This is a genomic window from Novispirillum itersonii, assembly GCF_014205675.1.
Taxonomy (GTDB): Bacteria; Pseudomonadota; Alphaproteobacteria; order Rhodospirillales; family Rhodospirillaceae; genus Novispirillum; species Novispirillum itersonii_A.
The window spans coordinates 149,794-174,110 of sequence record NZ_JACIIX010000009.1 but is presented as its reverse complement, the minus strand read 5'-3'; the positions used below and the strand labels follow the sequence as shown (position 1 = coordinate 174,110).

19 protein-coding genes are annotated in these 24,317 nt (G+C 65.9%); 11 read left to right on the top strand and 8 right to left on the bottom strand.

Annotated features, from left to right (window positions below; translation table 11 throughout):
• Window positions 1–42: 42 nt before the first annotated feature.
• Together FHS48_RS12885 and FHS48_RS12880 are read left to right on the top strand one after the other, a co-directional pair.
• Window positions 43–3,738, top strand: coding sequence for a PAS domain S-box protein (locus FHS48_RS12885; RefSeq protein ID WP_184263974.1), 3,696 nt, complete (start codon window positions 43–45; stop codon window positions 3,736–3,738).
• The gene (locus tag FHS48_RS12880; RefSeq protein ID WP_260402462.1) at window positions 3,735–4,742 is read left to right on the top strand and encodes a response regulator; all 1,008 of its coding nucleotides are present in this window, start codon (window positions 3,735–3,737) and stop codon (window positions 4,740–4,742) included. Before FHS48_RS12885 ends, FHS48_RS12880 begins: the two co-directional genes overlap by 4 nt.
• Before the next feature lie 68 nt (window positions 4,743–4,810).
• On the opposite strand, the gene FHS48_RS12875 is transcribed toward FHS48_RS12880, so the two are convergent.
• Together FHS48_RS12875 and FHS48_RS12870 are read right to left on the bottom strand one after the other, a co-directional pair.
• A complete protein-coding gene (locus FHS48_RS12875; protein ID WP_184263973.1) occupies window positions 4,811–6,724 on the bottom strand; it encodes a propionyl-CoA synthetase in 1,914 nt (637 codons plus the stop codon).
• Between the two features lie 1,000 nt (window positions 6,725–7,724).
• Window positions 7,725–7,892, bottom strand: a complete 168-nt coding sequence (locus tag FHS48_RS12870) for a YdcH family protein (protein ID WP_184263972.1) — start codon at window positions 7,890–7,892, stop codon at window positions 7,725–7,727.
• 152 nt (window positions 7,893–8,044) lie between these two features.
• Between FHS48_RS12870 and FHS48_RS12865 the strand changes: the two genes are divergently transcribed.
• Both FHS48_RS12865 and rpsD read left to right on the top strand, forming a co-directional pair.
• The gene (locus FHS48_RS12865; protein ID WP_184263971.1) at window positions 8,045–8,632 is read left to right on the top strand and encodes a UbiX family flavin prenyltransferase; all 588 of its coding nucleotides are present in this window, start codon (window positions 8,045–8,047) and stop codon (window positions 8,630–8,632) included.
• A gap of 685 nt (window positions 8,633–9,317) precedes the next feature.
• The gene (rpsD, locus tag FHS48_RS12860; protein WP_184263970.1) at window positions 9,318–9,932 is read left to right on the top strand and encodes a 30S ribosomal protein S4; all 615 of its coding nucleotides are present in this window, start codon (window positions 9,318–9,320) and stop codon (window positions 9,930–9,932) included.
• A 135-nt stretch (window positions 9,933–10,067) separates the two neighbouring features.
• Here rpsD and FHS48_RS12855 read toward each other — a convergent pair whose 3' ends face one another.
• The 5 genes from FHS48_RS12855 to FHS48_RS12835 all read right to left on the bottom strand — a co-directional run bounded on the left by FHS48_RS12855 (window position 10,068) and on the right by FHS48_RS12835 (window position 14,844).
• Window positions 10,068–11,114: an ABC transporter substrate-binding protein gene (locus FHS48_RS12855; RefSeq protein ID WP_184263969.1), complete on the bottom strand. Its 1,047-nt coding sequence runs from the start codon at window positions 11,112–11,114 to the stop codon at window positions 10,068–10,070.
• A gap of 33 nt (window positions 11,115–11,147) precedes the next feature.
• Window positions 11,148–12,200: an agmatinase gene (gene speB, locus FHS48_RS12850; protein WP_184263968.1), complete on the bottom strand. Its 1,053-nt coding sequence runs from the start codon at window positions 12,198–12,200 to the stop codon at window positions 11,148–11,150.
• 97 nt (window positions 12,201–12,297) lie between these two features.
• Window positions 12,298–13,212 (bottom strand): LysR family transcriptional regulator, encoded by a 915-nt coding sequence (locus FHS48_RS12845; RefSeq protein WP_184263967.1) that lies wholly within the window; start codon window positions 13,210–13,212, stop codon window positions 12,298–12,300.
• Between the two features lie 77 nt (window positions 13,213–13,289).
• On the bottom strand, window positions 13,290–13,826 hold the full coding sequence (locus FHS48_RS12840) for a group III truncated hemoglobin (protein WP_184263966.1): 537 nt from the start codon (window positions 13,824–13,826) through the stop codon (window positions 13,290–13,292).
• 94 nt (window positions 13,827–13,920) lie between these two features.
• Entirely contained in the window at window positions 13,921–14,844 is a 924-nt protein-coding gene (locus FHS48_RS12835; RefSeq protein WP_184263965.1) for a LysR family transcriptional regulator, read from the bottom strand.
• Between the two features lie 130 nt (window positions 14,845–14,974).
• Here FHS48_RS12835 and FHS48_RS12830 point away from each other — a divergent pair, with 130 nt between their 5' ends.
• Both FHS48_RS12830 and FHS48_RS12825 read left to right on the top strand, forming a co-directional pair.
• A complete protein-coding gene (locus FHS48_RS12830) occupies window positions 14,975–15,421 on the top strand; it encodes a DoxX family protein (RefSeq protein ID WP_184263964.1) in 447 nt (148 codons plus the stop codon).
• A gap of 164 nt (window positions 15,422–15,585) precedes the next feature.
• Complete coding sequence (locus tag FHS48_RS12825) at window positions 15,586–16,389, top strand: DODA-type extradiol aromatic ring-opening family dioxygenase (protein WP_184263963.1); 804 nt, start codon at window positions 15,586–15,588, stop codon at window positions 16,387–16,389.
• A gap of 23 nt (window positions 16,390–16,412) precedes the next feature.
• Here the strand turns inward: FHS48_RS12825 and FHS48_RS12820 are convergent, their stop codons facing one another.
• Complete coding sequence (locus FHS48_RS12820) at window positions 16,413–17,318, bottom strand: LysR family transcriptional regulator (RefSeq protein WP_184263962.1); 906 nt, start codon at window positions 17,316–17,318, stop codon at window positions 16,413–16,415.
• Window positions 17,319–17,438: 120 nt separating this feature from the next.
• On the opposite strand from FHS48_RS12820, the gene FHS48_RS12815 reads away from it, so the two are divergent.
• The 5 genes from FHS48_RS12815 (at window position 17,439) to FHS48_RS12795 (ending at window position 23,933) form a co-directional block, all read left to right on the top strand.
• Complete coding sequence (locus FHS48_RS12815; RefSeq protein WP_184263961.1) at window positions 17,439–18,827, top strand: MFS transporter; 1,389 nt, start codon at window positions 17,439–17,441, stop codon at window positions 18,825–18,827.
• A gap of 119 nt (window positions 18,828–18,946) precedes the next feature.
• Complete coding sequence (locus tag FHS48_RS12810) at window positions 18,947–20,935, top strand: methyl-accepting chemotaxis protein (protein ID WP_184263960.1); 1,989 nt, start codon at window positions 18,947–18,949, stop codon at window positions 20,933–20,935.
• Between the two features lie 161 nt (window positions 20,936–21,096).
• Window positions 21,097–21,987, top strand: coding sequence for an EamA family transporter (locus tag FHS48_RS12805; RefSeq protein ID WP_184263959.1), 891 nt, complete (start codon window positions 21,097–21,099; stop codon window positions 21,985–21,987).
• Between the two features lie 67 nt (window positions 21,988–22,054).
• A complete protein-coding gene (locus FHS48_RS12800; protein ID WP_184263958.1) occupies window positions 22,055–22,900 on the top strand; it encodes an isocitrate lyase/PEP mutase family protein in 846 nt (281 codons plus the stop codon).
• A 118-nt stretch (window positions 22,901–23,018) separates the two neighbouring features.
• On the top strand, window positions 23,019–23,933 hold the full coding sequence (locus tag FHS48_RS12795; RefSeq protein ID WP_184263957.1) for an AraC family transcriptional regulator: 915 nt from the start codon (window positions 23,019–23,021) through the stop codon (window positions 23,931–23,933).
• The last annotated feature ends 384 nt before the right edge of the window (window positions 23,934–24,317 follow it).

Here is a 24,317-nt window from a genome sequence, read left to right as displayed (position 1 = left end):
TGCTCAGTCATCCTGACTGTCCGCCTGCCGTGGATCCCCGCTATGCTTTTCGACCGCTTTTTTGTCCTCGACCGCACCACCCAGCCCTTCCTGCACGGGGTCTACACCCTGCCGCTGGTGGTGCTGTCAGTGGCGGTGGCGGTGCTGGCGGGCGGCATGGCAATGCATCTGGCTGGCATGGCCCGGGCCGAAACCCGCCGCCGCTATCGTCAGATGTTCCTGCTGTCCGGGGCCTTCGTTCTGGGGTCCGGGGTGTGGTCGATGCACTTTGTCGGCATGCTGGCCTACAGCCTGTGCCAGAGTGCAACCTACCACCCGGTCATCACCGCCCTGTCGGCCCTGCCCAGTTTTCTGGCGTCGTGGGTGGCGCTGGCGCTGCTGGCCCGCACCCGCATCACCCCGGGACAGCTGATCATCAGCGGCATCCTGATGGGGGCAGGCATCGGCACCATGCACTACAGCGGCATGGCGGCGGTCTATGAGTCTCTGGATCTGCGGTTTGATCTGCCGGTGTTCCTGCTGTCGATCGTGGTGGCGGTGGGGCTGTCGGTGCTGGCGCTGTGGGTCCGCTTCGGGCTGGACCGGCGCACGCAAAGAAGCGACACCACCATCAACCTGCTCAGCGGCATTGTGATGGGCACCGCCATCAGCGGCATGCATTACACCGGCATGGCGGCGGCGCGGTTCCTCGATAACCCGCAGTATCACCCGGACACCACCACCAACTTCGGTCTGGCCTTCGCCATCGCCGGGACCACCGTCCTCGCCATCCTGATCACCGGGGCGCTGAACATGGTGCTGCGCTACCGCAGCCTGTACAAGCGCATGGCCCAGAATGAAGCACGGCTGCGCACCATCATCGATACGGCGGTGGACGGCATCATCATCATCAACAGCCGGGGCACCGTCAGTGCCTTCAACACCGCAGCGGAGCAGATTTTCGGCTGGCAGGCCGCCGAGGTGATCGGCCGGAACATTGCCATGCTGATGCCGGAACCGCAGCACAGCGAGCATGACGGGTATCTCCAGCGTCATCTGGAAACCGGTGAGGCCAAAATTATCGGGGTCGGGCGGGAAGTGACCGGCCTGCGCCGCAATGGCGAGACCTTCCCCCTGCGGCTGGCCATCGGCCGGGCGGTGCTGGACGAGGAAACCGTCTTCGTCGGCTTCATCACCGATATCAGCCGCCGCCGGGCGATGGAAGAGGCCCTGCGCACCAGCGAACGCCAGCACCGCTCGCTGATCAGCAACCTGCCGGGGGTGGCCTTCCGCTGCCGCCCCGATGCCGACTGGTCGATGCTGTTTATCAGCGATGCGGTGGAAACCCTGACCGGCTGGCCGGTGGCGGACTTCCTGACCAACAGCATCACCTTCGCCCGGCTGATGCACCCCGAGGATCAGGACCGGACCACCGCCACCGTCACCCGGGCGCTGGAGGCCGGGGAACCCTACCGCGTCGAATACCGCATCATCGACCGGGCCGGGCGGGAACACTGGGTCTCGGAGAATGCCAGCGGCGTGCGGGATGAGAACGGCACCGTTGAATGGATTGACGGCATCATCATCGACATCACCGACATCAAGCGGCGCAATGCCGAGTTTGAAGGGGTGGTCAAGGCCATCAGCCGGTCGCTGGCGGTGGTGGAATTTGACCTCTCCGGCATCATCATCCACGCCAACAGCAATTTCCTGCGCCTGACCGGTTACGCCCTGCCCGACCTGATCGGCAGCCATCATTCCCTGCTGTGCACGCGGGAAGAAGTGACCGCCCCCGCCTACCGGCTGCTGTGGGATACCCTGCGTCAGGGCCGTTACTCCTCCGGCGAGTTTCACCGCATCGGCAAGGATGGCCGGGATATCTGGATTTACGGCAGCTACAACCCGGTGCTGGATCCCGACGGGCGGCCCTACAAGATCATCAAGTTCGCCACCGACCTGACCGAACGCCATGCGATGGAGCAGGACCTGCGCGACGCCAAGGCCCGGGCCGAACAGGCCGCCGCCGCCAAAAGCACCTTCCTCGCCAACATGAGCCATGAAATCCGCACCCCGATGAACGCCATCATCGGCTTTACCGATGTGCTGCTGGGCGACCCCGTCACCGATACCCAGCGCCGCCACCTGAACACCGTGCGCACCTCCGCCCGCTCCCTGCTCGGCCTGCTGAACGATATTCTCGACACTGCCAAACTGGAACGCGGTGCCGTCGATCTGGAAATCAAGGATTTCTCGCTGCGGGATGTCTGCATGCAGGTTCTGGCCTCGCTGCGGGTCAACGCCCAGACCAAGGGCCTGCCGCTGATCCTTGAGTACCCCGATGACCAGCCGGAATTCTTCCGGGGGGATGCCCTGCGCATTCAGCAGGTGCTGCTCAATCTGGTCGGCAACGCCGTCAAGTTCACCGAACGCGGCGAGGTCCGGGTGCTGTTCCGCCACACCCCCGGCCAGCCGGTCCGCCTGACCGTCAGCGATACCGGCATCGGCATTGCCCCCGACCGGGTCGCCAGAATCTTTGACCCCTTCGCGCAGGCCGATGCCTCGATGACCCGCCGTTTCGGCGGCACCGGGCTGGGCACCACCATCGCCCGCCAGCTGGTGGAGCTGATGGGGGGCCGGATCTCGGTGGAAAGCGAACTCGGGCTGGGCAGCCGGTTCCATATCGATCTGCCGCTGCCTGCGGGCGAGGCGGTGGACCCGATGCAGGATCAGGCGGCGGTGGATCTGCCGCCGCTGGCCCTGCTGGTCGCCGATGACGTGCCGCAGAATCTGGAACTGCTGCACCTGCTGCTCAGCCGGCAGGGCCACACCCTGACCGCCGCCACCAATGGCGAGGAGGCGGTGCAGGCCTTCAGCACCGGCACCTTCGATCTGGTGCTGATGGATGTGCAGATGCCGGTGCTGAACGGTCTGGATGCCACCCGGCAGATCCGGGCGCTGGAAGCCGCCACCGGCCGCCCCCACACCCCGGTGATCGCCCTGACCGCCAGCGTGCTGGAAGAGGACGTAACCGCCGCGCAGGACGCCGGAATGGATGGTTTCGCCACCAAACCGGTGGATCTGTACGCCCTGACCCTGGAAATGGCCCGCCTGCTGCGGATCGAGGTCAGCAACACCCGCCCGGCTCCGGCGGCGGCCCATCCGGTCGCGGTACGCGGATCGGTGATTGACTGGGCACAGGGCAAGCGCCTGTGGGGCAGCGAGGACCGCCACCGCACCGCCATCCGCCGCTTTCTGGATGAATACGGCCATACGGTGCCGCACCTGCGCACCCTGTCGGCGGATCCGGCCGGTCTGGTGGATCTGGCGGCCCAGATCCACCGCCTGCGCGGGGCCGCCGCCAATCTGGCCCTGTCGCGGGTCTCCGGCCTCAGCGCCGCCATCGAAAGCAGCGTCAAGGACGGCGACACCGCCGGTCTGCCCGCCCGCCTCGATCAGCTGGCGGATGAACTGCTGCACGTTGAGGAAACCCTTGGGCAATATGCCCCCGCCCCGGTGGCGGAAACCGGCGGGGCTGTTCCCGCCGAGGTTGACGCCGCACAGGTTCTGTCGCAGCTTGACCGCCTTGATCAGGCGCTGGCCCGCAGCGAACTGGATGAATCCCTGCTGGCGGAGCTGTCAGCAGCCCTGCCCAAGGCGGCCCTGACTCCGCTGGATGATGCCATCAACAGCTTTGATTTCGACGCGGCGCGGCAGGTGATTGCCACGCTGCGGACGCGTTACGGTAAGGATGCCCCATGATGATACCCCAGCAGGACCAGCGGCCGCGGATTCTGGTCGTCGATGACGAACCCACCAACCTACAGATCCTGCGGCAGGTGTTGCAGGCCGAGTACCGCCTGCTGTTCGCCCGCGACGGTGAAAAGGCCCTGCAACTGGCCACCGCCGAAACGCCGGACCTGATCCTGCTGGACGTGATGATGCCCGGCCTGACCGGACTGGAAACCTGCCAGCGCCTGAAGGCCGATCCGGCGACGCAGGGGATTCCGGTGATCTTCGTCACCGCCCTGACCGATGTCAGCGATGAGTCCGCCGGGTTTGCCGTCGGCGGGGTCGATTACATCACCAAGCCGATCAGCCCGCCGGTGGTCTGTGCCCGGGTGCGGACCCATCTGTCGCTGGTGCGGGTCGATGAGCTTCAGAAAACCCGGCTTCAGATCATCCAGTGCCTTGGCCGCGCCGCCGAATACCGCGACAACGAAACCGGCCTGCACGTGATCCGTATGAGCCACTATTGCCGCATCATCGCGCTGGCCGCCGGGTTCAGCCCGGCGTGGGCGGAGGAACTGTTCCACGCCGCCCCGATGCATGACATCGGCAAGATCGGCACCCCGGACAGCATCCTGCTGAAACCGGGGCGGCTTGACGACGGCGAGATGACGGTGATGAAGCAGCACGCCCTGATGGGGGCGGAGATCATCGGCGACCACGACTCCCCGTTGCTGCGGATGGCCCGGACCATTGCCCTGAACCATCACGAGAAATACGACGGCAGCGGCTATCCGCACGGCATCGCCGGAGAGGCTATTCCGGTGGAGGCCCGCATTGTCGCCATCGCCGATGTGTTTGATGCCCTGACCTCCGTCCGCCCCTACAAGGCGGAATGGCCGGTGGAGGAGGCCGTGGCCCTGCTGGAAAAGGAAAAGGGCCGCCACTTCGACCCGGCGCTGGTCGATCTGTTCATCAGCCAGCTTCCTGCCGTGCTGGAGGTGAAGGAACGTTTTGCCGAGACGGCGGCACCATGACGGCAAAACAGCCGGGGATGACCTCCCCGGCTGTTCCGTTCAGCGTCATCCGGTGACCGCAGAAGCGGTCACACCACCTCAGGCCGCTTTCCGGCCAGACCGATTTCCTCCAGCGCCTCTTCGATTTCCGGCAGAATATCCGGATCATCGATGGTGGCGGGCATCTTGTAATCCTGATGGTCGGCGATCTTCTGCATGGTACCGCGCAGAATCTTGCCGGAGCGGGTCTTCGGCAGCCGCTTGACCACCACCGCCTGCTTGAAGGCGGCCACCGGGCCGATTTCGTCGCGGACCAGCTTGACCAGTTCCTTGACGATCTGGTCGGAATCCCGGTCAACCCCGACCTTCAGGCAGACAAAGCCCAGCGGCACCTGCCCCTTCAGGTCATCGGCCACCCCGATCACGGCGCATTCCGCCACATCCGGGTGCTTGGCCAGCACTTCCTCCATCGCGCCGGTAGACAGACGGTGCCCGGCAACGTTGATAACGTCGTCGGTGCGGGTCATGACGTAAACATAGCCGTCATCGTCAACGAACCCGGCATCCCCGGTCTGATAATAGCCCGGGAACTCGGTCAGGTAGCTCTTGCGGAAGCGGTCTTCGGCGTTCCACAGGGTCGGCAGCGTACCCGGGGGCAGCGGCAGCTTACACACCAGCGCCCCGATCTGCCCCGGCTCCACCGGATGGCGGCCTTCGTCCAGCACCTGCACATCCCAGCCCGGCATCGCCTTGGTCGGGGAACCGTGCTTGACCGGGAACTGTTCCAGCCCCATCGGGTTGCCGCAGATCGCCCAGCCGGTTTCAGTCTGCCACCAGTGGTCGATCACCGGCACCTTCAGCTGGTCTTCCGCCCACTTCAGGGTTTCCGGGTCCGACCGTTCCCCGGCGAGGAACAGGTACTTCAGGCTGGACCGGTCGTACTTGCGGACCAGCTCGCCGTTCGGGTCCTCGCGGCGGATGGCGCGGAAGGCGGTGGGGGCGGTGAACAGCACCCGCACCTTATGCTCCTCGATCACCCGCCAGAAGGTCCCGGCATCCGGGGTGCCGACCGGCTTGCCCTCAAACACCACGGTGGTGCAGCCGGTCAGCAGCGGCGCGTAGCAGATGTAGGAATGGCCGACGACCCAGCCCACATCCGACGCCGCCCAGAACACATCACCCGGCTGCACATCATACAGGGTGGTCATGGTCTGGCGCAGGGCCACCGCATGGCCGCCGTTATCCCGGACCACACCCTTCGGCTGGCCGGTGGTGCCGGAGGTGTACAGGATATACAGCGGATCGGTGGCGGCAACCGGCACACAGGCCTGCGGTTCCGCCACCGCCATCTCAGCGGCCCAGTCCACATCGCGCCCGGCGGTCAGGCTGGCGGTTTCCTGCTCCCGCTGGAACACCACGACGCTGGAAATCTTGTGGGTGGCGGCGTCAATCGCCGCATCAATATTCGGCTTGTAACGGACGATCCGCCCCGGCTCCAGCCCGCAGGAGGCACAGACCAGCGCCTTCGGGGTGGCATCGTCGATGCGGGTGGCCAGTTCGTGCGGGGCAAACCCGCCGAACACCACCGAATGCACCGCGCCAATGCGGGCACAGGCCAGCATCGCCACCAGCGCTTCCGGGATCATCGGCATGTAAATGATGACGCGGTCGCCCTTTTCCACGCCCTGACCGACCAGAACCCCGGCGAAGCGCGACACCTGATCCAGCAGACCGGCATAGGTGATGGTACGCTTGGCGCCGGTGATCGGGCTGTCATAAATGATGGCGGCCTGATCGGCCCGGCCCCCGGCCACATGCCGGTCCACCGCGTTGTAACAGGTGTTCAGCACCCCGCCGGTAAACCAGCGGTACAGCGGCGCGTTGCTGTCATCCAGAACCTTTTCCGCCGGTTTGATCCAGTCGATCAGGCGGGCGGCATCGCCCCAGTAACCGTCGGGATCCTTCAGGGACCGTTCGTGCGCGCTGGCATATGCTGAAGTCATGGCCGCAAACCCTCCGCTTTTTTTCCGTCGCACGGCTGCGGTGTCAGGCACCCGGCGCGGTGTTGATGTGTTTTTCTCTTCTGGCCGGTGTCTGCCCGTTTTCTTGCCGTCAGCAGGTCTGCCCCGCCTGCTACCGTCCGGGAGGCGCAGGGGTGGGGGAAAACCTACCCACTCGGGTCAGTGGCACCGGTATCCGCCTGCGCAGTGTGCGGGAATTTTCAAAAAATGCAAACGGTCGACTTCGCAACTTCGCAAAATCGGCATGCCCCTAGGGAAATCAACGTTAACTCTTTTATAAATATGGCAAATTTAGAAAGGGATCCGGTCCGGTTTTCTCCGATCCCCCTGCGCGGACTGATGACATTCCTTCGCAAGCCGGTGAGACTCGCAAAAACACCCCGCCCCGCCCCTTCCGGCGGGAGCCCCACCCGGCCCCGCCGCCATAGCCCGACGGCAGAGGAAGGGCCATAAAAACCAAAAGCCCCGCTGGTACGCTAATCCAGCGGGGCCCCTCTGACGAGATCTGGGTTCAGAACCTTGGGTCGGTGCAGGGGCTGCGGTCAACGGCCACCTCTGTCAGTCGGCACGGCGACCACACTCTGCGGCCAACGCAGGTGTGCAAGGGAACGTCAGAATTACCGTCTCCATTTCTGGCGGCAGCCAAAACCCTGCGGCGTAAGCGCCCTTAACGGGGGCGGCGCCCGGCTGGCGTGCCGGTGGTTGTGTCCTTAAAAGCTGGATGTTCCAGCCTGCAAACTGTCGCAGCCCCAGCCCGAAAGCCCGGCAGGCATGCGCGGTACTGCACGGAACTCCGTTCCCGTCTTCAGCCCCAAGCCATCATCCTTGGCGGTGACACGACCCGCACGGCGACCGTGACTGTGGTCCACCCGTGGCGGATACACCCCTTATGAGGGACACCGCAGGCCACTCTCTGGCCGATGGAAGCGTTTGCGGTACGGTACGATCAGATTTACCTGTTGCTCAGGAAAACAGCGGATCGTCAATGCATCGTGATGCGTTGGATCTCGTCCTTGATCCGAAGCTTCTGGCGCTTCATGTCAGCGATTGCTTTCGCGTCCGGCATCGGTCGGCGCTCTTCCATTTCCAGCGCACTATCCAGTTCGGCATGTTTGGTACGCAGGGACTCAACCCGAGCATCAAGGCTCATTGCATTTTCTCCCTTTATTGCCTCTGGGACACAGTGTAATAGTACGCGTTTTTTTTGATTCCGCCAGCCCTTTTGTGAAGGTTCTGTGTCTGTTGGGTTTTTTCGGCAGGCCAGAACAGCGGGGGCGGCATCCGTGAACGGAAGGATGATCCATGTCTGCCCCCAAGCGTCTTGTCGTCGGCATCAGCGGTGCCACCGGCGTGGTCTATGGAATCCGAATTCTTCAGGTTTTACGAGGGCTTGGCATTGAAAGCCATCTGGTGATGACCAAGACGGCGGAAATCACCCTCGCCTACGAATCGGACCTGAAGGTTTCTGATGTCCATGCGCTGGCCGATGTGGTCCACCGGGTGGAGGATCTGGCCGCGCCGCCGTCGTCGGGCAGCTTCCGCACCATGGGGATGATCGTCGCCCCGTGCAGCGTGCGGGCGCTGGCCGAAATTGCCACCGGCACCGGTGCCAACCTGCTGACCCGCGCCGCCGACGTCACCCTGAAGGAACGGCGGCGGCTGGTGCTGATGGTACGGGAAACCCCGCTGCACCTCGGCCATCTGCGCAACATGACGGCGGTGACCGAAATGGGCGGCGTCATCGCCCCGCCTGCCCCGGCCTTCTACACCCGCCCGAAAAGTCTGGACGAGGTGGTCGATCAGGGCATCGGTCGGGTGCTGGACCTGTTCGACATCGACACCGACGCCTTCCCCCGCTGGGGCGAGGACTGTGGACCCAACCGCCGCTGACCTGCGGTCAGCGTTTTTTTGTTTTGCCCCTCAGATGCCGGGCGGCGGACGTCCGTCCGCCTTGGCTTACGCGCGAATGGTCGCGCGGGCCCTCAATGGGCCAGTCGCTACGCTCCGCTTTCTTTTTTCTGCCCCTCAAACGCCGGGCGCAGGCGTCCGCCTGCTTGGCTTACGCGCGAATGGTCGCGCGGGGCCTCAATGGGCCAGTCGGCCCGGCTCAGCCGGGCCTCCGTTTGTTTGATGGGTCCCTCAGATGCCGGGCGGCGGACGTCCGTCCGCCTTGGCTTACGCGCGAATGGTCGCGCGGGCCCTCAATGGGCCAGTCGCTGCGCTCCGCTTTCTTTTTTCTGCCCCTCAGACGCCGGGCGCGGGCGTCCGCCCGCTTGGCTTACGCGCGAATGGTCGCGCGGGGCCTCAATGGCCCAGTCGGCCCTTTGGGCCTCCGTTTGTCTGGCCCATGGGACGCGGAGAAAAGAACCGGGGCGCTGTTTATCCGGCCCCGCCCGAAACCGGGCATTTCCCGTTTGACATCAGGGGCGCTTTGACGATAATGCGCGCCTCACATTCCCGAGAATGCGGGCACCGGCACTTCCGCCGTGGCCCCGCCGCCTGAAGCGGGCCGCAACGCCCACCCTTCGGGGCCGGACTATCGGGACAACAAACCGAAGCGATCAAAGGACCGACGATGTCGAAGCGTCATTCCGCGAAATATAAGATTGACCGCCGCCTTGGCGTTAACCTCTGGGGCCGCGCCAAGTCTCCGCTGAACAAGCGTGAATACGGCCCGGGCCAGCACGGTCAGCGCCGCAAGAAGCCGTCCGACTACGGCGTGCAGCTGATGGCCAAGCAGAAGCTGAAGGGCTACTACGGCAACATCAGCGAAAAGCAGTTCCGCAAGTACTATGCGGAAGCCGTCCGTCGTAAGGGCGATACCTCCGAGAACCTGATCGGCATTCTGGAACGCCGTCTGGACGCCGTGCTGTACCGCATGAAGTTCGTCCCGACCGTGTTCGCCTCCCGTCAGGTGGTCAACCATGGCCACGTCCGCGTCAACGGCAAGCGCGTCAACATCGCGTCCTACATGATCAAGGAAGGCGACGTCGTCTCCATCCGTGACAAGTCCAAGGAAATGCCGCTGATCGTCGAAGCTGCCACCAGCTCCGAACGCGACGTGCCGGACTACTTGGACGTCGACGCCAAGGAACTGAAGGGCACTTTCGTCCGCACCCCGAAGCTGGCCGACGTGCCGTATCCGGTGCAGATGGAACCGAACCTGGTGGTCGAATTCTACAGCCGTTAATCGGCTGCGACACAGGGTCGTTACAGTTTGGGCCGCTTCCTCCGGGAAGCGGCCCTTCTGCTTTTCAGGCTGCCAGTCATCAAGGCAGGAAAGACAGAAAAGGCAGGAACCACAGGGGTCCCCGCCCGGTCTCCCTTACAGTCTGGCCGCCCAGTTGTTGAAGCGTTCGGTCAGCCGGTCGGTATGTTCCAGCCAGAATTCCGTATTATACGGCAGGGCCACCGCCATGTTCTGCGGGGCACTCGGCAGGTTGGCCAGCCGGGCCGGATCAATCAGCGCGCTGCCCTTGGCCGAGGTGATGCCATAGCTGATATGGTTGGGCAGGTTTTTCTGCACCTCCGGCCGCCCGACGAACTCAAGGAACTTATAGGCCTTGTCGATATTGGGGCTGCCCTTCAGGATCGCCCAGCTGTCGATCACGAAAATCGCCTGATTCCAGATCAGCCTGAAATTCTTCTTCTCCTTCTCGATCGCCGCCGAGATGCGGCCATTGTAGGCCGTGGTCATCACCACCTCGCCGGAGGCCAGAAGCTGCGGCGGCTGCGCCCCGGCCTTCCAGAACACCAGTTCCTTCTTGATGGTCTCCAGCTTGCGCAGGGCGCGGTTCACCCCGTCCTCCGTCGCCAGCAGGGTATAGACATCCTTCGGGGCCACACCGTCGGCCATCAGGGCGATTTCCAGATTGGTCTGCGGCCCCTGCCGCAGCGCCCGCTTGCCGGGGAATCTGGCGGTATCGAAGAAATCCGCCCAGCTCTTCGGGCCATCTTTCAGGCGGTCACCGTCATAGGCCAGCACATAATCATAGACGATCAGCCCGGCCCCGCAGGGGCTGACGGCAAACGGCAGATAAGCATCCTTGCCGCCGATCCGGCTGAAATCGAGCTGTTCATACAGCCCTTCCTCGCAGCCGATCGCCAGTTCAGAGGAATCCATCTGCACCACATCCCAGGTGCCGTTGCCGCCTTCGATCTTGGCGCGCAGCACCCCGACGCCGCCATCCCAGCTTTCTTCGGTCAGCGGAATGCCGGTCTGTTGGCTGAACGGCTTAAAATACGCTTCCCGGAACGCATCCTGCCCCGATCCGCCAAAGCCGACCACGGTCAGATCCCGGGCCTGAGACGGCAGCGCCGCCCCGGCAACAGCCGCCAGCAGGGCAGCAGAAAACACAACAGCAGTCTTCATGAAGGCACCTGTGAGAAAAAGAGTGAGAAGGGATCAGGCCGGAGTGGCGGCAAAGCGCCCGGCCACCAGCGAAAACAGCTCGAACAGAATCTGTGCGGCGGCATGGGCGGTGTTGGTGGTGGGGTCATACTGCGGGGCCACTTCCACCACATCCCCGCCGATGATGTTCAGGCCATCCAGCCCGCGCAGCAGCTCCAGCGCTTCCCGCGTTGTCAGGCCGCCGATTTCCGGGGTACCGGTGCCGGGGGCAAAGGCCGGGTCCAGACAGTCGACATCAAAGGTCACATACACCGGGCCGTCCCCGACCACCCGGCGCACGGTCTCCAGAATGGCGGCGGTGCCCAGCTTCGGCACCTCCTCGCCATGGATCACCGTCATGCCCGCCTCCTGCGAGAACTCCCACAGGTATTCGGCGGACCCCCGGATGCCGATCTGCACACAGCGTTCCGGGTCGATCAGGCCTTCCAGCACCGCATGGCGGAACGGGCCGCCGTGGTGGAACTTCGCCCCTTCGTAATCCCCGGCGGTGTCACAGTGGGCATCAAAATGCACCATCCCCACCGGCTGCCGCGCCCCGACCGCCTTCAGGATCGAATAGCTGATCGAATGGTCCCCCCCGACCGCCAGCGGGATCACCCCGGCCTGCACCACCCGGTGGAAAAAGGCCTGAATATCCTCGTGCGAGCGGTCAAGGCTGTAGCGGCTGCGGAAGGGCACATCGCCGATATCGGCGGCCTTACAGTGCAGGCCCGGCATCCGGCGCAGAACATGGTTGTAGGGGCCGACCCGCTCCACCATCCGCACCGCGCGCGGCCCGAACCGGGCCCCGGAGCGGTTGGTGACGCCCAGATCCATCGGCACCCCGATCAGCGCCACATCCAGCCCGCCGAAATCCTCGCGGGTGGCGGCATCGGCGGCATAGGGCAGATCCAGAAAGGTCGGCACCCCGGCGTAGGGCTGCAAACGGCGGTCGCCTTCAGGAAACTGGGCGTCGGCAATGGCGCGGAAGGCCGGATCAAACACATCACTGCCTTTGGCATTGGCATATTTCTGGCGCAGCGCCGACAGTCTGGCGGGGTCCGACATCAAAACCTCCTGCATGGGGGTGCAACAACCCCTTCAGCAGGCCACAGGCCGGGACTGCCGAAAAATCATGACGTTTCGATGTTCAGTTTGATCCGCTTCAATGTATCGGCGTCGGATCTGCCGGGGAAACCGCTGCCAGATCGGCCAGAAAGGCGCGGGTGATCTCGCTTTGCCGCTCCGGCAGCCGGGTGGCGAGGGAGAAGGTGACGTCGTACCACAGCCCGGCCGGATTCAGCGGCACCATCAGGCCCTGCGCCTGATAGGCCCGGGCAAAGTGCTGCGGCAGATAGCCGAGATGGGTGCCGGACAGAATCAGCATCGCCCGGGCTTCCATATTATCGGCATGGGCGGTGATCTCCGGCGGGGCCGGGGTGGTGTCTTCCGGCAGGAACCCGGTCCGCCACACCCACGGGTACCGGTGGGCTTCCCCGGTGCTGATGTCCCCGGCGCGGGAGAACAGCGGATGGCCCTGCCCGCAGCAGGCAATCTGCCGCTCCCGGAACAGCGGCACACTGTGCAGGCTGGGGCTGTTGTGCCAGAAGTAACCGATGGCCAGATCCAGATCCCCGGACAGAAGCTGGTCTTCCAGCACGCGGGAGGACCGGATCACCACATGCAGGTGTACCGCCTCATCCCGCTGGCGGAAGCGGGCGATGGCCCGGCTGATGCGGGCATTTTCCCCGGCGGGCAGGTGGCCGATGGTGCCGATGCGCAGGGTGCCGACCAATGTGCGGTCGATGTTGCGGGCCTGCATGCCGAAATCGTCAATGGCGGTCAGCAGGCTGCGGGCCAGATCGGTGAAGCGCCGCCCCTTTTCCGTCAGCCGGAAACCGCTGCGCCCCCGCTCACACAGCCGGAACCCAAGGCGGCCTTCCAGACTGGCAAGCTGGGTACTGATGGTGGAGGTGCTGACATTCAGGCTGTGCTGGGCCATCGCCAGCCCCCCGGCATCCACCACCGCCAGAAACACCCGCAGATGCCGCAGATCCAGATCGCTGAGATTTCCCAGCATGATACCCTCCCCCGTTCACCGCCCCTCCACAGGCGTACACCTGTGGAGGGGAAGCATACAAGGGGCCAGAAATACAATCAGGATCCGCAGCCACCGCCCCCGCCACCGCAGCCACAGCCGCCGGTCGGGTGGGAATGGCCATGAGAATGCCCATGAGAATGACCGTTGGAATGGTCATGGGCCGGGGCCGGTGAACGGTCAGCATGCAGGGCGATGGCATAGCGGAACGACTGGGCCATCCGCTGCGCCCGTTCCATGAAAATCCCAGCCACCTCCGGGGTAAACAGGCTGTGGGTGGTGACATGGAACAGCGCCAGCCACTGCCCGAAGTGCTCATCCTTCAGGTCCGGCATGTTGACATGCACCGGCAGCGGGCGGCCGTCATACCGTTTGACGCCCAGCATCATCGAACACCAGAAGTCCACCATCTTATCCAGATGCGGGCCCCAGTCATCGTGCAGGGCGGTCTTGAACACCGGGCCGAGGGTGTCATGGTCGCGGATATGACCGTAGAAGGTATGCACCAGTCTGGTGATATCCTCTTCGTTCAGGTCGCGGGAGGGATCCTTCGGCTGCCACGCGGCATAGGTGACGGGGGGAGTCGGGTCAATCATCACAGGGGGCTCCGGACAGGAGGAATCGTTGGATGCTGTCATACTCCTGTTTTTCCGGCCCGGCCACCTTGATAGAGATCATTTTCCGCCGCCGTCAGACCTGCTGTTCCCCCTCCCCAGTGTCCTCCCCCCGGGCCACACTGACAATCAGGCGGCGCAGCCACTGGTGCGGCGGATAGGTCTCGAACCGGCGGTGGAACACCATCGACAGCGGTGCCCCCTCCGGCTCGAACGGCACCGGCAGCCGGATCAGCCCCATGTGCTGCTCCCACAGCCGGGCGGCGCGGTCCGGCAGCGACCAGATCAGGTCTTCCTGCGCGGTCATGATGGCGGCGGAGGCCATATGGGCCACCACCACCGCCACATGGCGGCTGTGGCCCATCTGCGCCAGCATACGGTCCACCGCCCCGTGCAGATCCCCCACCGGCGACAGCAGGATGTGCGGCAAAGCCAGATAGGCCGCCATCCGGTCTTCCGCCGCCAGCAGCGGATGGCCGGGCCGCACCAGCATCATCAGCGGATCGCGGTAGAGGCGGATGCGGGTCATGCGCGACGGCGGTTCCGGCAGCACGCCAAGGGCCAGCATGGCGCGCTGGTTGTCCAGTTCCTCCGTCACGTCATCGCGGCCGATGTGGCGGAACAGCACCTGCATCCCCGGGGCCTGCCGCCGCAGCGCCGACAGCAGCGGTGACCCCAGCGCCACCTCCGCCTGATCGGACACCGCCAGCACCAGCCGTTCTGTGGCGGTACAGGGATCAAACGGTTTTCCGGCATTGAAGGCGGTGTCAACGGCCTCCAGCGCCGCCCGCACATGCGGGGCCATGGTGGCGGCGGTGGCGGTCGGCACCATGCCATCCGGCCCGCGCTGGAACAGGTCATCGCCCAGATGCTCCCGCAGGCGGCGCAGAGCATTGCTGACCGCTGGCTGGGTCAGGTGCAGCCGGGCAGCGGCCCGGGTCAGGGAATGTTCCTGCCAGATGGCGTCAAACACCCGCAGCAGGTTCAGGTCTGGCAGCATGATCATTCACCACATGAATAGTGATACTCACCATACCAAAGTTCCGTGATGGGTGGCCAGAGGGTAAGGTTCCTTCATCGACCGGGCCGTGATCCACGGCACCCACAGCAGACCCCAAGGAATTCTGACCATGTCCGACACCACCTTCGAAACCCCGTCCTCCGCCTACGCCGCCCTGCTGCTGCGCCTCGCCCTTGGCGTGATGACGCTGTCGCACGGCCTGATGAAGATTTTCGTGTTCACCCCGGCCGGGACCGCCGCCTTCTTCGAAAGCCTCGGCCTGCCCGGTTTTGCCGCCTATCTGGTGATCTTCGCCGAAGTCGTCGGCGGTCTGGCCCTGATCCTTGGGCTGCATGTGCGTCTGGCCTCCGTCCTGCTGCTGCCGACCCTGATCGGGGCGGCGCTGGCCCACTCCGGCAACGGCTGGGTGTTCTCCTCGCAGGGTGGCGGCTGGGAATTTCCGGCGTTCTGGACCGTGAGCCTGCTGGTTCAGGCGCTGCTGGGGAAGGGTGCCTTCGCCGTTCCGGTCGATCTGCTGGCTCTGGTCGGCATTGGCACCCGGTCCGAACCGGCCTGATCCTGCGCTGAAAACGCTCAGGGCAGACCCGTCCGGACACCCGGGCGCCGCAGGGGAGACCATGCGGCGCCCTTTTTCTTTCCCCGCTGACCTCTTTTCCAGATGTGTTCCGGCCGCAGCGCAGGCACAGTGCCGCCACGGCCCCCGGATCCGGAGTCCCCTTCATGCAGACCGTCACCCCTGCCGCCCCCACCCCTGCCCCCAGCATCTTCGTCTCGCACGGTGCCCCGACCATGCCGCTGGAACAGTCGCCGACCCGGCACTTCCTCGACCGGCTGGGGGCGGATCTGCCGCGCCCGACGGCGGTGATCGCCGTTTCCGCCCACTGGTGCACCGATCAGGTGGCGGTCAGCACCGCCGCCCGGCCGGACACCATCCATGACTTTTACGGCTTCCCGCAGGAACTGTACCGAATGGTCTATCCGGCCCCCGGCGCACCGGATCTGGCCCGGCGGGTTCAGGGCCTGCTGCGTGATGCCGGGCTGCCGACCGCCGCCGACCCGGACTATGGTCTGGATCACGGCGCGTGGGTGCCGATGAAGCTGATGTATCCGCAGGCGGATCTGCCGGTGTTCCAGCTTTCCGTGCAGCCGCATCTGGGGGCCGCCCATGCCTACCGCGTCGGGCAGGCCCTGAAGCCGCTGCGCGATGAGGGGGTGATGGTGCTGGCTTCCGGCGCCATGACCCACAATCTGCGGGAATGGATGATGCGCCGCGCCGCCTTCGATGCCGCCCCGGAAGGCTGGGCCGACACCTTTGCCGAATGGTTCGACGACGCCATCGCCCGCAACGATATTCCGGCCCTGCTGGACTGGTCTGCGCAGGCCCCCAACGCCAGACGCAACCACCCGACGCCGGAACACCTGCTGCCGCTGTTTGTCGCCCTGGGTGCCGGCGGGGCCGGGCAGCGGATCCACCGGGCGATGGAATACGGGGTGCTGTCGCTGGACGCCTACCGCTTCGCCTGAGCCGCTACTCTTCCCCCTGCCCCTTACCCCATTTCGGCCGCCTGCCGTTTCAGGGCCGCCAGCAACACCGAGAAAGCCGGTGTCGGCTGGCGGCGGCTGGGGTAATATAGATGATATCCGGGAAACGGCGGACACCAATCCTCCAGCACCCGGATCAGGTCACCAGCGGTGATAGGCTCCGCCACCGTATCGGCCAGCACATAGGCCAGCCCGTGCCCGGCCAGACAGGCCCGCCGCGCCAGCGCCCCGCTGTTGACGGTCAGGCCCCCGTCCACCCGCACCCGCAGGGCATGGCCGTTCTTTTCAAACTCCCACGCATACAGCCCGCCGAAGGTCGGCAGCCGCAGATTGATGCAGCGGTGCGCGGTCAGGTCCTGCGGCACCACCGGCAGCGGCCGCCCGGCAAAATAGGCCGGGGCCCCGACCACCGCCATCCGCAGCGGCGGCCCCAGCGGTACCGCGATCATGTCACGGTCCACATCCTCCCCCAGACGGATTCCGGCATCAAAACGTTCCGCGACGATATCGCGCAGGATGGACTCGATCACCACTTCGGCATGGATATCCGGATACTCCGGCAGCAGCCGGTCCAGCACCGGCCACAGCACGGTATTGGCGGCATGCTCCGCCACCGTGATGCGGATGGTCCCGGCGGGCCTGTCCCGCAGGGCGGTCAGCGCCGCCAGATCAGCCTCAATCTCCGCCAGTTTCGGCCCGACCGACTGCATCAGCCGCTCCCCCGCCTCGGTGACCGCCACGCTGCGGGTGGTGCGGGTCAGCAGGCGCAGGCCCAGCCGCTGTTCCAGCGTGCTGATGGTATGGCTGAGGGCGGACTGTGACACCCCCAGCCGGGCGGCGGCGCGGGTGAAGCTGCATTCCTGCGCCACCATCAGGAAAGCGGCGAGGTCATTCAGGGGAGGTCGCTGCATTGATGAGCCGTTTCGATAAGTCCATCCGCATTTTTCAGGGTAATCGCCGGACCGGACAAGCCCTATTCTCCGCAGTCTGCCTGCCGCCGGGCTCCGGTGGCACAAACCCGGACTGTGATAATGCCGATTGCCAAAGAGCGCCTGCCGATCCTGCTGCTCGTCCTCGCCAGCTATCTGATGCTGGTGGTCGATGTTTCCATTGTCATCACCGGCCTGCCCCGGATCCGTGACAGCCTCGGGTTTACCCCGGCCGGGCTGTCGTGGGTGCACAGCGCCTATACGCTGACCTTCGGCGGGTTTCTGCTGCTGGGGGCCCGGGCCGGGGATCTGCTGGGGCGGCGGCGGATGTTTCTGCTGGGGCTGTGGATTTTCACCCTGACCTCGGTGGTGATAGCGCTAGCCCCGACCGCCGGGGTGATGCTGGCCGGGCGGGCGGTGCAGGGGCTGGGGGCGGCGGTGCTGGCCCCGGCGACGCTGGCGCTGCTGACCGTCCATTTTCCGGAAGGGCCGGAGCGGACCCATGCCCTCAGCCTGTATGGTGCCACCGCCGGGGTGGCCGCCAGCGTCGGGCTGGTGCTGGGCGGGCTGCTGGCCGACTGGGTTTCGTGGCGGGCCGGGTTTTTCATCAATCTGCCGGTCGGGCTGGCCCTGATTGCCGGAACCCGGCGGTATGTGACGGAAACGGCCCGCCATTCCGGCCGGTTTGACCTGCCGGGGGCGGTGTGCTCCACGCTGGGGATGGGGGCGCTGGTGTTCGGGCTGATCCACGCGGCGGAAACCGGATGGACGGAACGGCTGACGCTGGCGGCCCTTGGCGGCGGTGGCCTGCTGCTGGCGGTGCTGGTGTGGCACGAACGGCGGGCGGTGCAGCCGATCATGCCGCTGGGCCTGTTTACCGACCGCAGCCGCAGCGGTGCCCTGCTGGCCCGGATGTTTTATCTGGGGGCGATGGTCGGGATGTGGTTCTTCACCAGTCAGCTTCTGCAAGGGGCTCTCGGGCTCAGCGCCTCCGCCACCGGGGTGACCTTTCTGCTGATTGCGGTGCCGCAGTTTGCCGGGGCGATGGCGGTGCCGCGCCTGAGCCGCCGGACCGGGCCGTGGCCGCTGCTGATGACCGGCATGGGGGCGACGCTGCTGGCGCTGGCCTCGCTGACCGCCGCCGTTGACGCCGGGGCCGGTCTCCCCGGTCTGGCCCTGCCGCTGATCGGGCTGGGGCTCGGACAGGGGCTGACGTTAAGCCCGCTGATGGTGGTCAGCGTCGCCGGTATCCCGCCGGAGCGGGCGGGGGCAGCCTCCGGGCTGGTCAACGCCGCCCACCAGTTGGGCGGGGCGCTGGGGCTGGCGGTGCTGGTGGTGGTCTTCTCCCACGCCCTGCCCGCTGACCAGACCGGCCCGTCGGCACTGGCGCAACGGATCGGCGCGGTCTTTCTGGCCGGAACGGCGATGCTGGCCGTCGCCACCGGGCTGATCGGCGGGCTGATCCTGCTGCGCCGCAGCGGGAGGGCATAAGCCGCCTGCCCCTTGGGTCTGTCATAAAATTTAAACCCCCCTAATATTCTGTACTTCTGAATTAATCCTCCTGTAGTCTGCCCCGGCTCCCTCAGGATCCCGATGCAGGAGGTTTTCCCATGCCCGCCCTTGCCGTCCGCTTCGCTCCCAGCCGCTCTCTGGCCGGGCGCCTGTCGCTGTCGATTGCCCTGCTGGTGGCGGTGGTCTCTCTGGTGCAGTCGGTGGTGCAGGGGCGGCTGATCGAAGGGGTAATCAACCGGGCGGAGCAGGAAACGCTGGCGCAGGCCGAGGCCAGCTTCCACACCACCCTCGGCGTTCATGCCCGGGAAGTGCGGTCGGTGGCGGAAACGCTGGGATCGCTGATCCGGGTGCGGACCGCACTGGCCGGTGGCGACCGCCCGCAGATGCTTCAGGTGCTGGGGCCGGTGTTCAAATCCCTTCAGGCCCGCACCGGAATTTCGCAGATGCAGGTCCACACCCCCGATGTGCATTCCTTCCTGCGGGTCAACAAGCCGGAGCAGTTCGGCGATGACCTCAGCGGCTTCCGCCACATGCTGGTGCAGGTCAACCGCGACAAAGTCAGCCTTCAGGGGCTGGAAGACGGGGTTTCCGGTCTGGCGGTGCGCGGGGCGGTGCCGGTTCCCGGCCCGGATGACCGCCACGCCGGATCGCTGGAGGTCGGCTTCCTGATTGAGGATGCTTTTCTGGCCGGGCTGCGCCGGGATGGCGTGGATTTTGAACTGTATGCCCCCCGCAAGGACGGGCTGCGGCGTCTGGCCGCCTCCTCCGCCGGTCTGGCTGACAGCAGCGCCGATCCGGCCCTGCCCGCCGTGCTGAAGGACGGGACCCGCCGGATCACCCTGTCCGCCGGAGACAACGGCAGCCACGATGTGCTGCTGGCCCCGGTCAGTGATTATTCCGGCAAGATCATCGCGGTGCTGAAGGTGTCCGCCGACCGGGCCCGCTACGCGGCGGAAGAACGCGATGCCCTGATGCAGGCGGTGCTGTCGTTCGCGGTGGCGGCACTGGCCGGGGGCTGCGTCGCCATTCTGCTGGGGCGGGCGATGGCGGCCCCGATCCTGCGGCTGACCGGCCGTCTGGGCGGCATGGCCGCCGGGGATCTGGACGGCGCGGTGCAGGACACCAACCGCCGCGATGAAATCGGCCGGGCAGCGGTGGCGGTGGCCGACCTGCGCGGAACCTTGCAGGCCGACCGCGACCATCAGGCCGAACGGGCGGCGGAGCAACAGGACAGACTCCGGCATGCCGCGCAGATTCAGGCGGCGATTGAAGCCTTTGAACAGGCCGCCGCCGGATCCATGGACCGGGTCAGCGCCGCCTCTGCCGCCCTGCGCGATACCGCCGGGGTGATGACCGGGGTTGCCGCCCGCACCGGCACCGAGGCCGAGGCGGTCTCCGCCTCGGTGCAGGAGATGTCATCACGGTCAGCGGTGATCAGCGCGGCAGCGGAAGAACTGTGCAGCTCCATCTCCGGGATCACCACCCAGATTGATGCCTCGGCGGAGAAGGCAGCCGGGGCCGATGCCGAAGCGGCCCGCGCCGGAACGGCGGCGGCCAGTCTGGCCGGAAGCGTCGGGCGGATCGGCGAGGTGACCGGCCTGATCAGCGCCATCGCCAGCCAGACCAATCTGCTGGCCCTGAACGCCACCATCGAGGCCGCCCGCGCCGGGGACGCCGGAAAAGGCTTTGCCGTGGTGGCGGGCGAGGTCAAGGCTCTGGCGGCCCAGACCGCCGAAGCAACGCTTCAGATCAACACCCACATCCATGATGTGGAAGGCAGCACGCAGGAGGTGCTGCGGACCATCGACGCGGTGCGGCAGGTGATCATCGAAAGCGGCGAAATCGCCCGCACGGTATCGCAGACCATGGATGAGCAGACCGCCGCCACCGCCGAAATCACCCGCAACATCACCGAAGCCTCCGACCGGACCGCCGACGCGGCGCGGATGATGGCCGATGTCGAGCGGGCGGCGGTGGAGGCCCGGGCGGCGGCGGAAACGGTGGAGACGGCGGCGCGGACGATGGAGGAGGAAGCCGGGGTGCTGCGGCGGCTGATTCAGACCTTTATCGGGGAGGTACGCCGCTGACCGCCCGGCACCGCCACGGCCCCGGGTTGGCCATCAATAAGAAATTCTGATCAGACTCTTAACCCTGTGGAAAAATCGTCAGGTACAACATTTCTCCGCATGACCGGGCACGCGGGCGGGCGCACAGTACGCACACCCCTCCCGCAACCGGACTCCCCATCATGCCGTTGCCGCACATTGCCCTTGCCGTTCTGGTCACCGCCCTGTGGGGCATCAACTTTGTGGTCATCAAGATCGGACTGCACGATTTTCCGCCGCTGATGCTGTGTGCCCTGCGGTTTCTGTTCGCCGCCCTGCCTGCGGTGTTCTTCCTGCGCCGCCCCGATGTGGCGTGGAAATGGATTATCGCCCTTGGCGGCGTGCTGGGGGTGGTCAAGTTCGGGCTGCTGTTCGTCAGCATGAAGGTCGGCGTCTCCGCCGGGCTGGCGTCGCTGGTGCTCCAGACGCAGGCGTTTTTCACCATTCTGCTGGCGGTGCTGCTGCTGGGGGAACGGCTGACCGTGATGCGCGTCGCCGCTGCCGCCATCGCCTTTTCCGGGATCGCGGTGCTGATCGCCGGGGCTGATACCACCGAACTGCCGCTGACCGGTCTGGCGCTGGCGATTGCCGCCGCCGTGGCCTGGGGCTTCGCCAACCTGATCCAGAAGCGCTGCGCCGGATCCAAGCCGCTGAACCTGATGGTCTGGGCCAGTCTGATCCCGCCGATTCCCCTGATGCTGCTGTCCTTCGGGCTGGAAGCCGGACCGGCGCAGGCGTGGCAGACCATTCTGTCGGCCAGCGTTGCCGGATGGGCCGCCGTGGTGTTTCTGGCCGCGGTTGCCACCCTGCTCGGCTTTGCCATCTGGGGCTGGCTGATGAGCCACCACCCGGCGGCACAGGTGGCACCGTTTACCCTGATGGTGCCGGTGTGGGGCATGGGCAGCGCCACGCTGCTGCTGGGCGAAAGCCTGACCCCGGCCAAGCTGATGGCCGCCGCGCTGATCCTGTCCGGGCTGCTGCTGAACACCTTTGGCGACCGGCTGCTGAACCGGCTGCGGTCGCAGGCAGCGTAAAAAATGTTCTTGATTCGTTCGCAATCAGGAGTCACCCTGCCCGCCTGATGTTCAACGGAGACTCCCCATGACCGCCGCATCCGACACTGTTTCCAAAGGGGCCGCCTTCCGGCGGCTGCACGACGGCCCCGGTGCCTTTGTCATCCCCAACCCGTGGGATGTGGGCTCCGCCCGCCTGCTGGCCGCCCTCGGCTTTCCGGCACTGGCCACCACCAGCGCCGGAATGTCGTTTGCCTACGGGGTCGGCGAAGGCAAGGTGCCGCATGCCATGGTGCTGGAACACTGCCGCCAGTTGGTGCAGGCCACTCCACTGCCGGTGTCCGCCGATCTTGAGAAAGGTTTCGGCGACAGCCCGGAGGAAGCCGCCGAAACCATCCGCGCCGCCGCCGGGCTCGGGCTGGCCGGATGCTCGCTCGAAGATTTCACCGGGGACCCGGCCAATCCGATCTTTGAAACCTCGCTGGCAGTGGAGCGCATCGCCGCCGCCGCTGAGGCCCGCGCCGGACTGGCCGAGGATTTCGTCCTGACCGCCCGCTGCGAAAACTTCCTGTGGGGTCGCCCCGATCTGGACGATACCATCGCCCGCCTTCAGGCCTTTGAGAAAGCCGGGGCCGATGTGCTGTTTGCCCCCGGCCTGCGCGATCTGGACAGCATCCGCGCCGTCTGTGCCGCCGTCAGCCGCCCGGTCAACGTCATCATGGGGCTGCCCGGTATCAGCTTCAGCGTCAGCGATCTTGCCGCCGCCGGAGTGCGGCGGATCAGCATCGGATCGTCCCTCGCCCGCGTCGCCTATGGCGCGGCGATCAGTGCCGCACAGGAAATCCTCGGGACCGGCAGCTTCGGCACGGTGTCGCAGGCCATCGGCTTTGCCCGGATGGAAGAGTACTTCGCCGGGCAGGAGGTGATTTCCTGATCCCCGTGACTGTCGCCCTCTCCTGACAGAGCAAGAACGGTCAGGCAGACGCCGCCGGACTGCGGCAGTGTTGACGGCGTGGGGCATCCCGCCCCACCCGGACCAGAAGAGACATTCCATGACCGCCAGCCCCCACACCATCAGGACGGATCCCGGCTATTCCCACCGTCTTGACCGGGTGGTGCGGCATATTCAACGTCATCTCGATCAACCGCTGACGGTGGACGGGCTGGCAGAGGTCGCCAATTTCTCCCCCTATCATTTTCACCGCCTGTTCACGGCGATGATGGGGGAAACCGTCGCCCAGTACATCCGCCGCCTGCGGATGGAACGGGCGGCGTGGCACCTGCGCTACTCCCGCCGCACCGTCACCGATATCGCCTTCGACTGCGGTTTCGAGGCCGCGGAAAGTTTCAGCCGGATCTTCCGCGCCCATTTCGGGCTGCCGCCGTCGCGGTGGCGGCGGGACCGCAGCGTCTTCGCCCCCGCCCCGGCCAGCACAGGAGACACCGCCATGACCATGCCCCTGCACCGCCCCGCCGCCCCGACCGGACTGGACATCTCCGCCGTCACCGTCATCACCCTGCCCGCCCGCAGCGTCGCCAGCCTGCGCCACACCGGCCCCTACACCGAAATCGGCCCGGTGTTTGAACGGCTGATGGCACTGGCCGGACAAAAAGGGCTGTTCAGCGCCGAAACACAGGTGATCCAGATCAGTTACGATGACCCGCGCCAGACCGATGCCGACAAACTGCGCGCCGACGCCTGCATCACCCTGTCCGCCCCGATCCCCGACACCGCCACCCTCGCCCCGCTGGTGCGGCAGGACATTCCCGAAGGCCGCTACGCCCGTGTTCTCTACACCGGGCCCTACACCGGTCTGGATGCCGCCTACAGCTGGCTCTACGCCACCTGGCTGCCGGACAGCGGCCACGAGGTCGCCCATCGCCCCTGTCAGGAAATCTACCTGAACAATCCCGCCACCACCGCGCCGGAGCAGTTGCAGACCCTGATCCTGCTGCCGGTCGAATAACAGAGCCGGGTAAAGGCAACCGGCTGTAACCGTATCGGTCAGGCCAGCGGGATCGTCTTCCCTCCCGCTGGCTTCGTCCGGAAACGTGAAAACCGGTGGGCTCTGCCCCCTGCTGGCTTTGCCAGCAGACTAAAGAATCAAGCGGGCTCTGCCCCCCGCTGGCTTCGCCAGCAGACGGAAAAGCTGGCGGGCTCTGCCCGCTGGCCCGCAAGGAGGCCCGGCCTCCTTGACCTCCGTTTTGATAAGATGCCGAAGGAAGACAAAGGCTTCCTCTCAGAAACGGCCCGCCTCAGGCCAGACAGGAAGGGCGCGATGATGCGGCGATCCTGCTGGGGACCGAAACCTCAGCAGAAGCCCTTGAAGCCTGTTTTCTTCCACTCACGG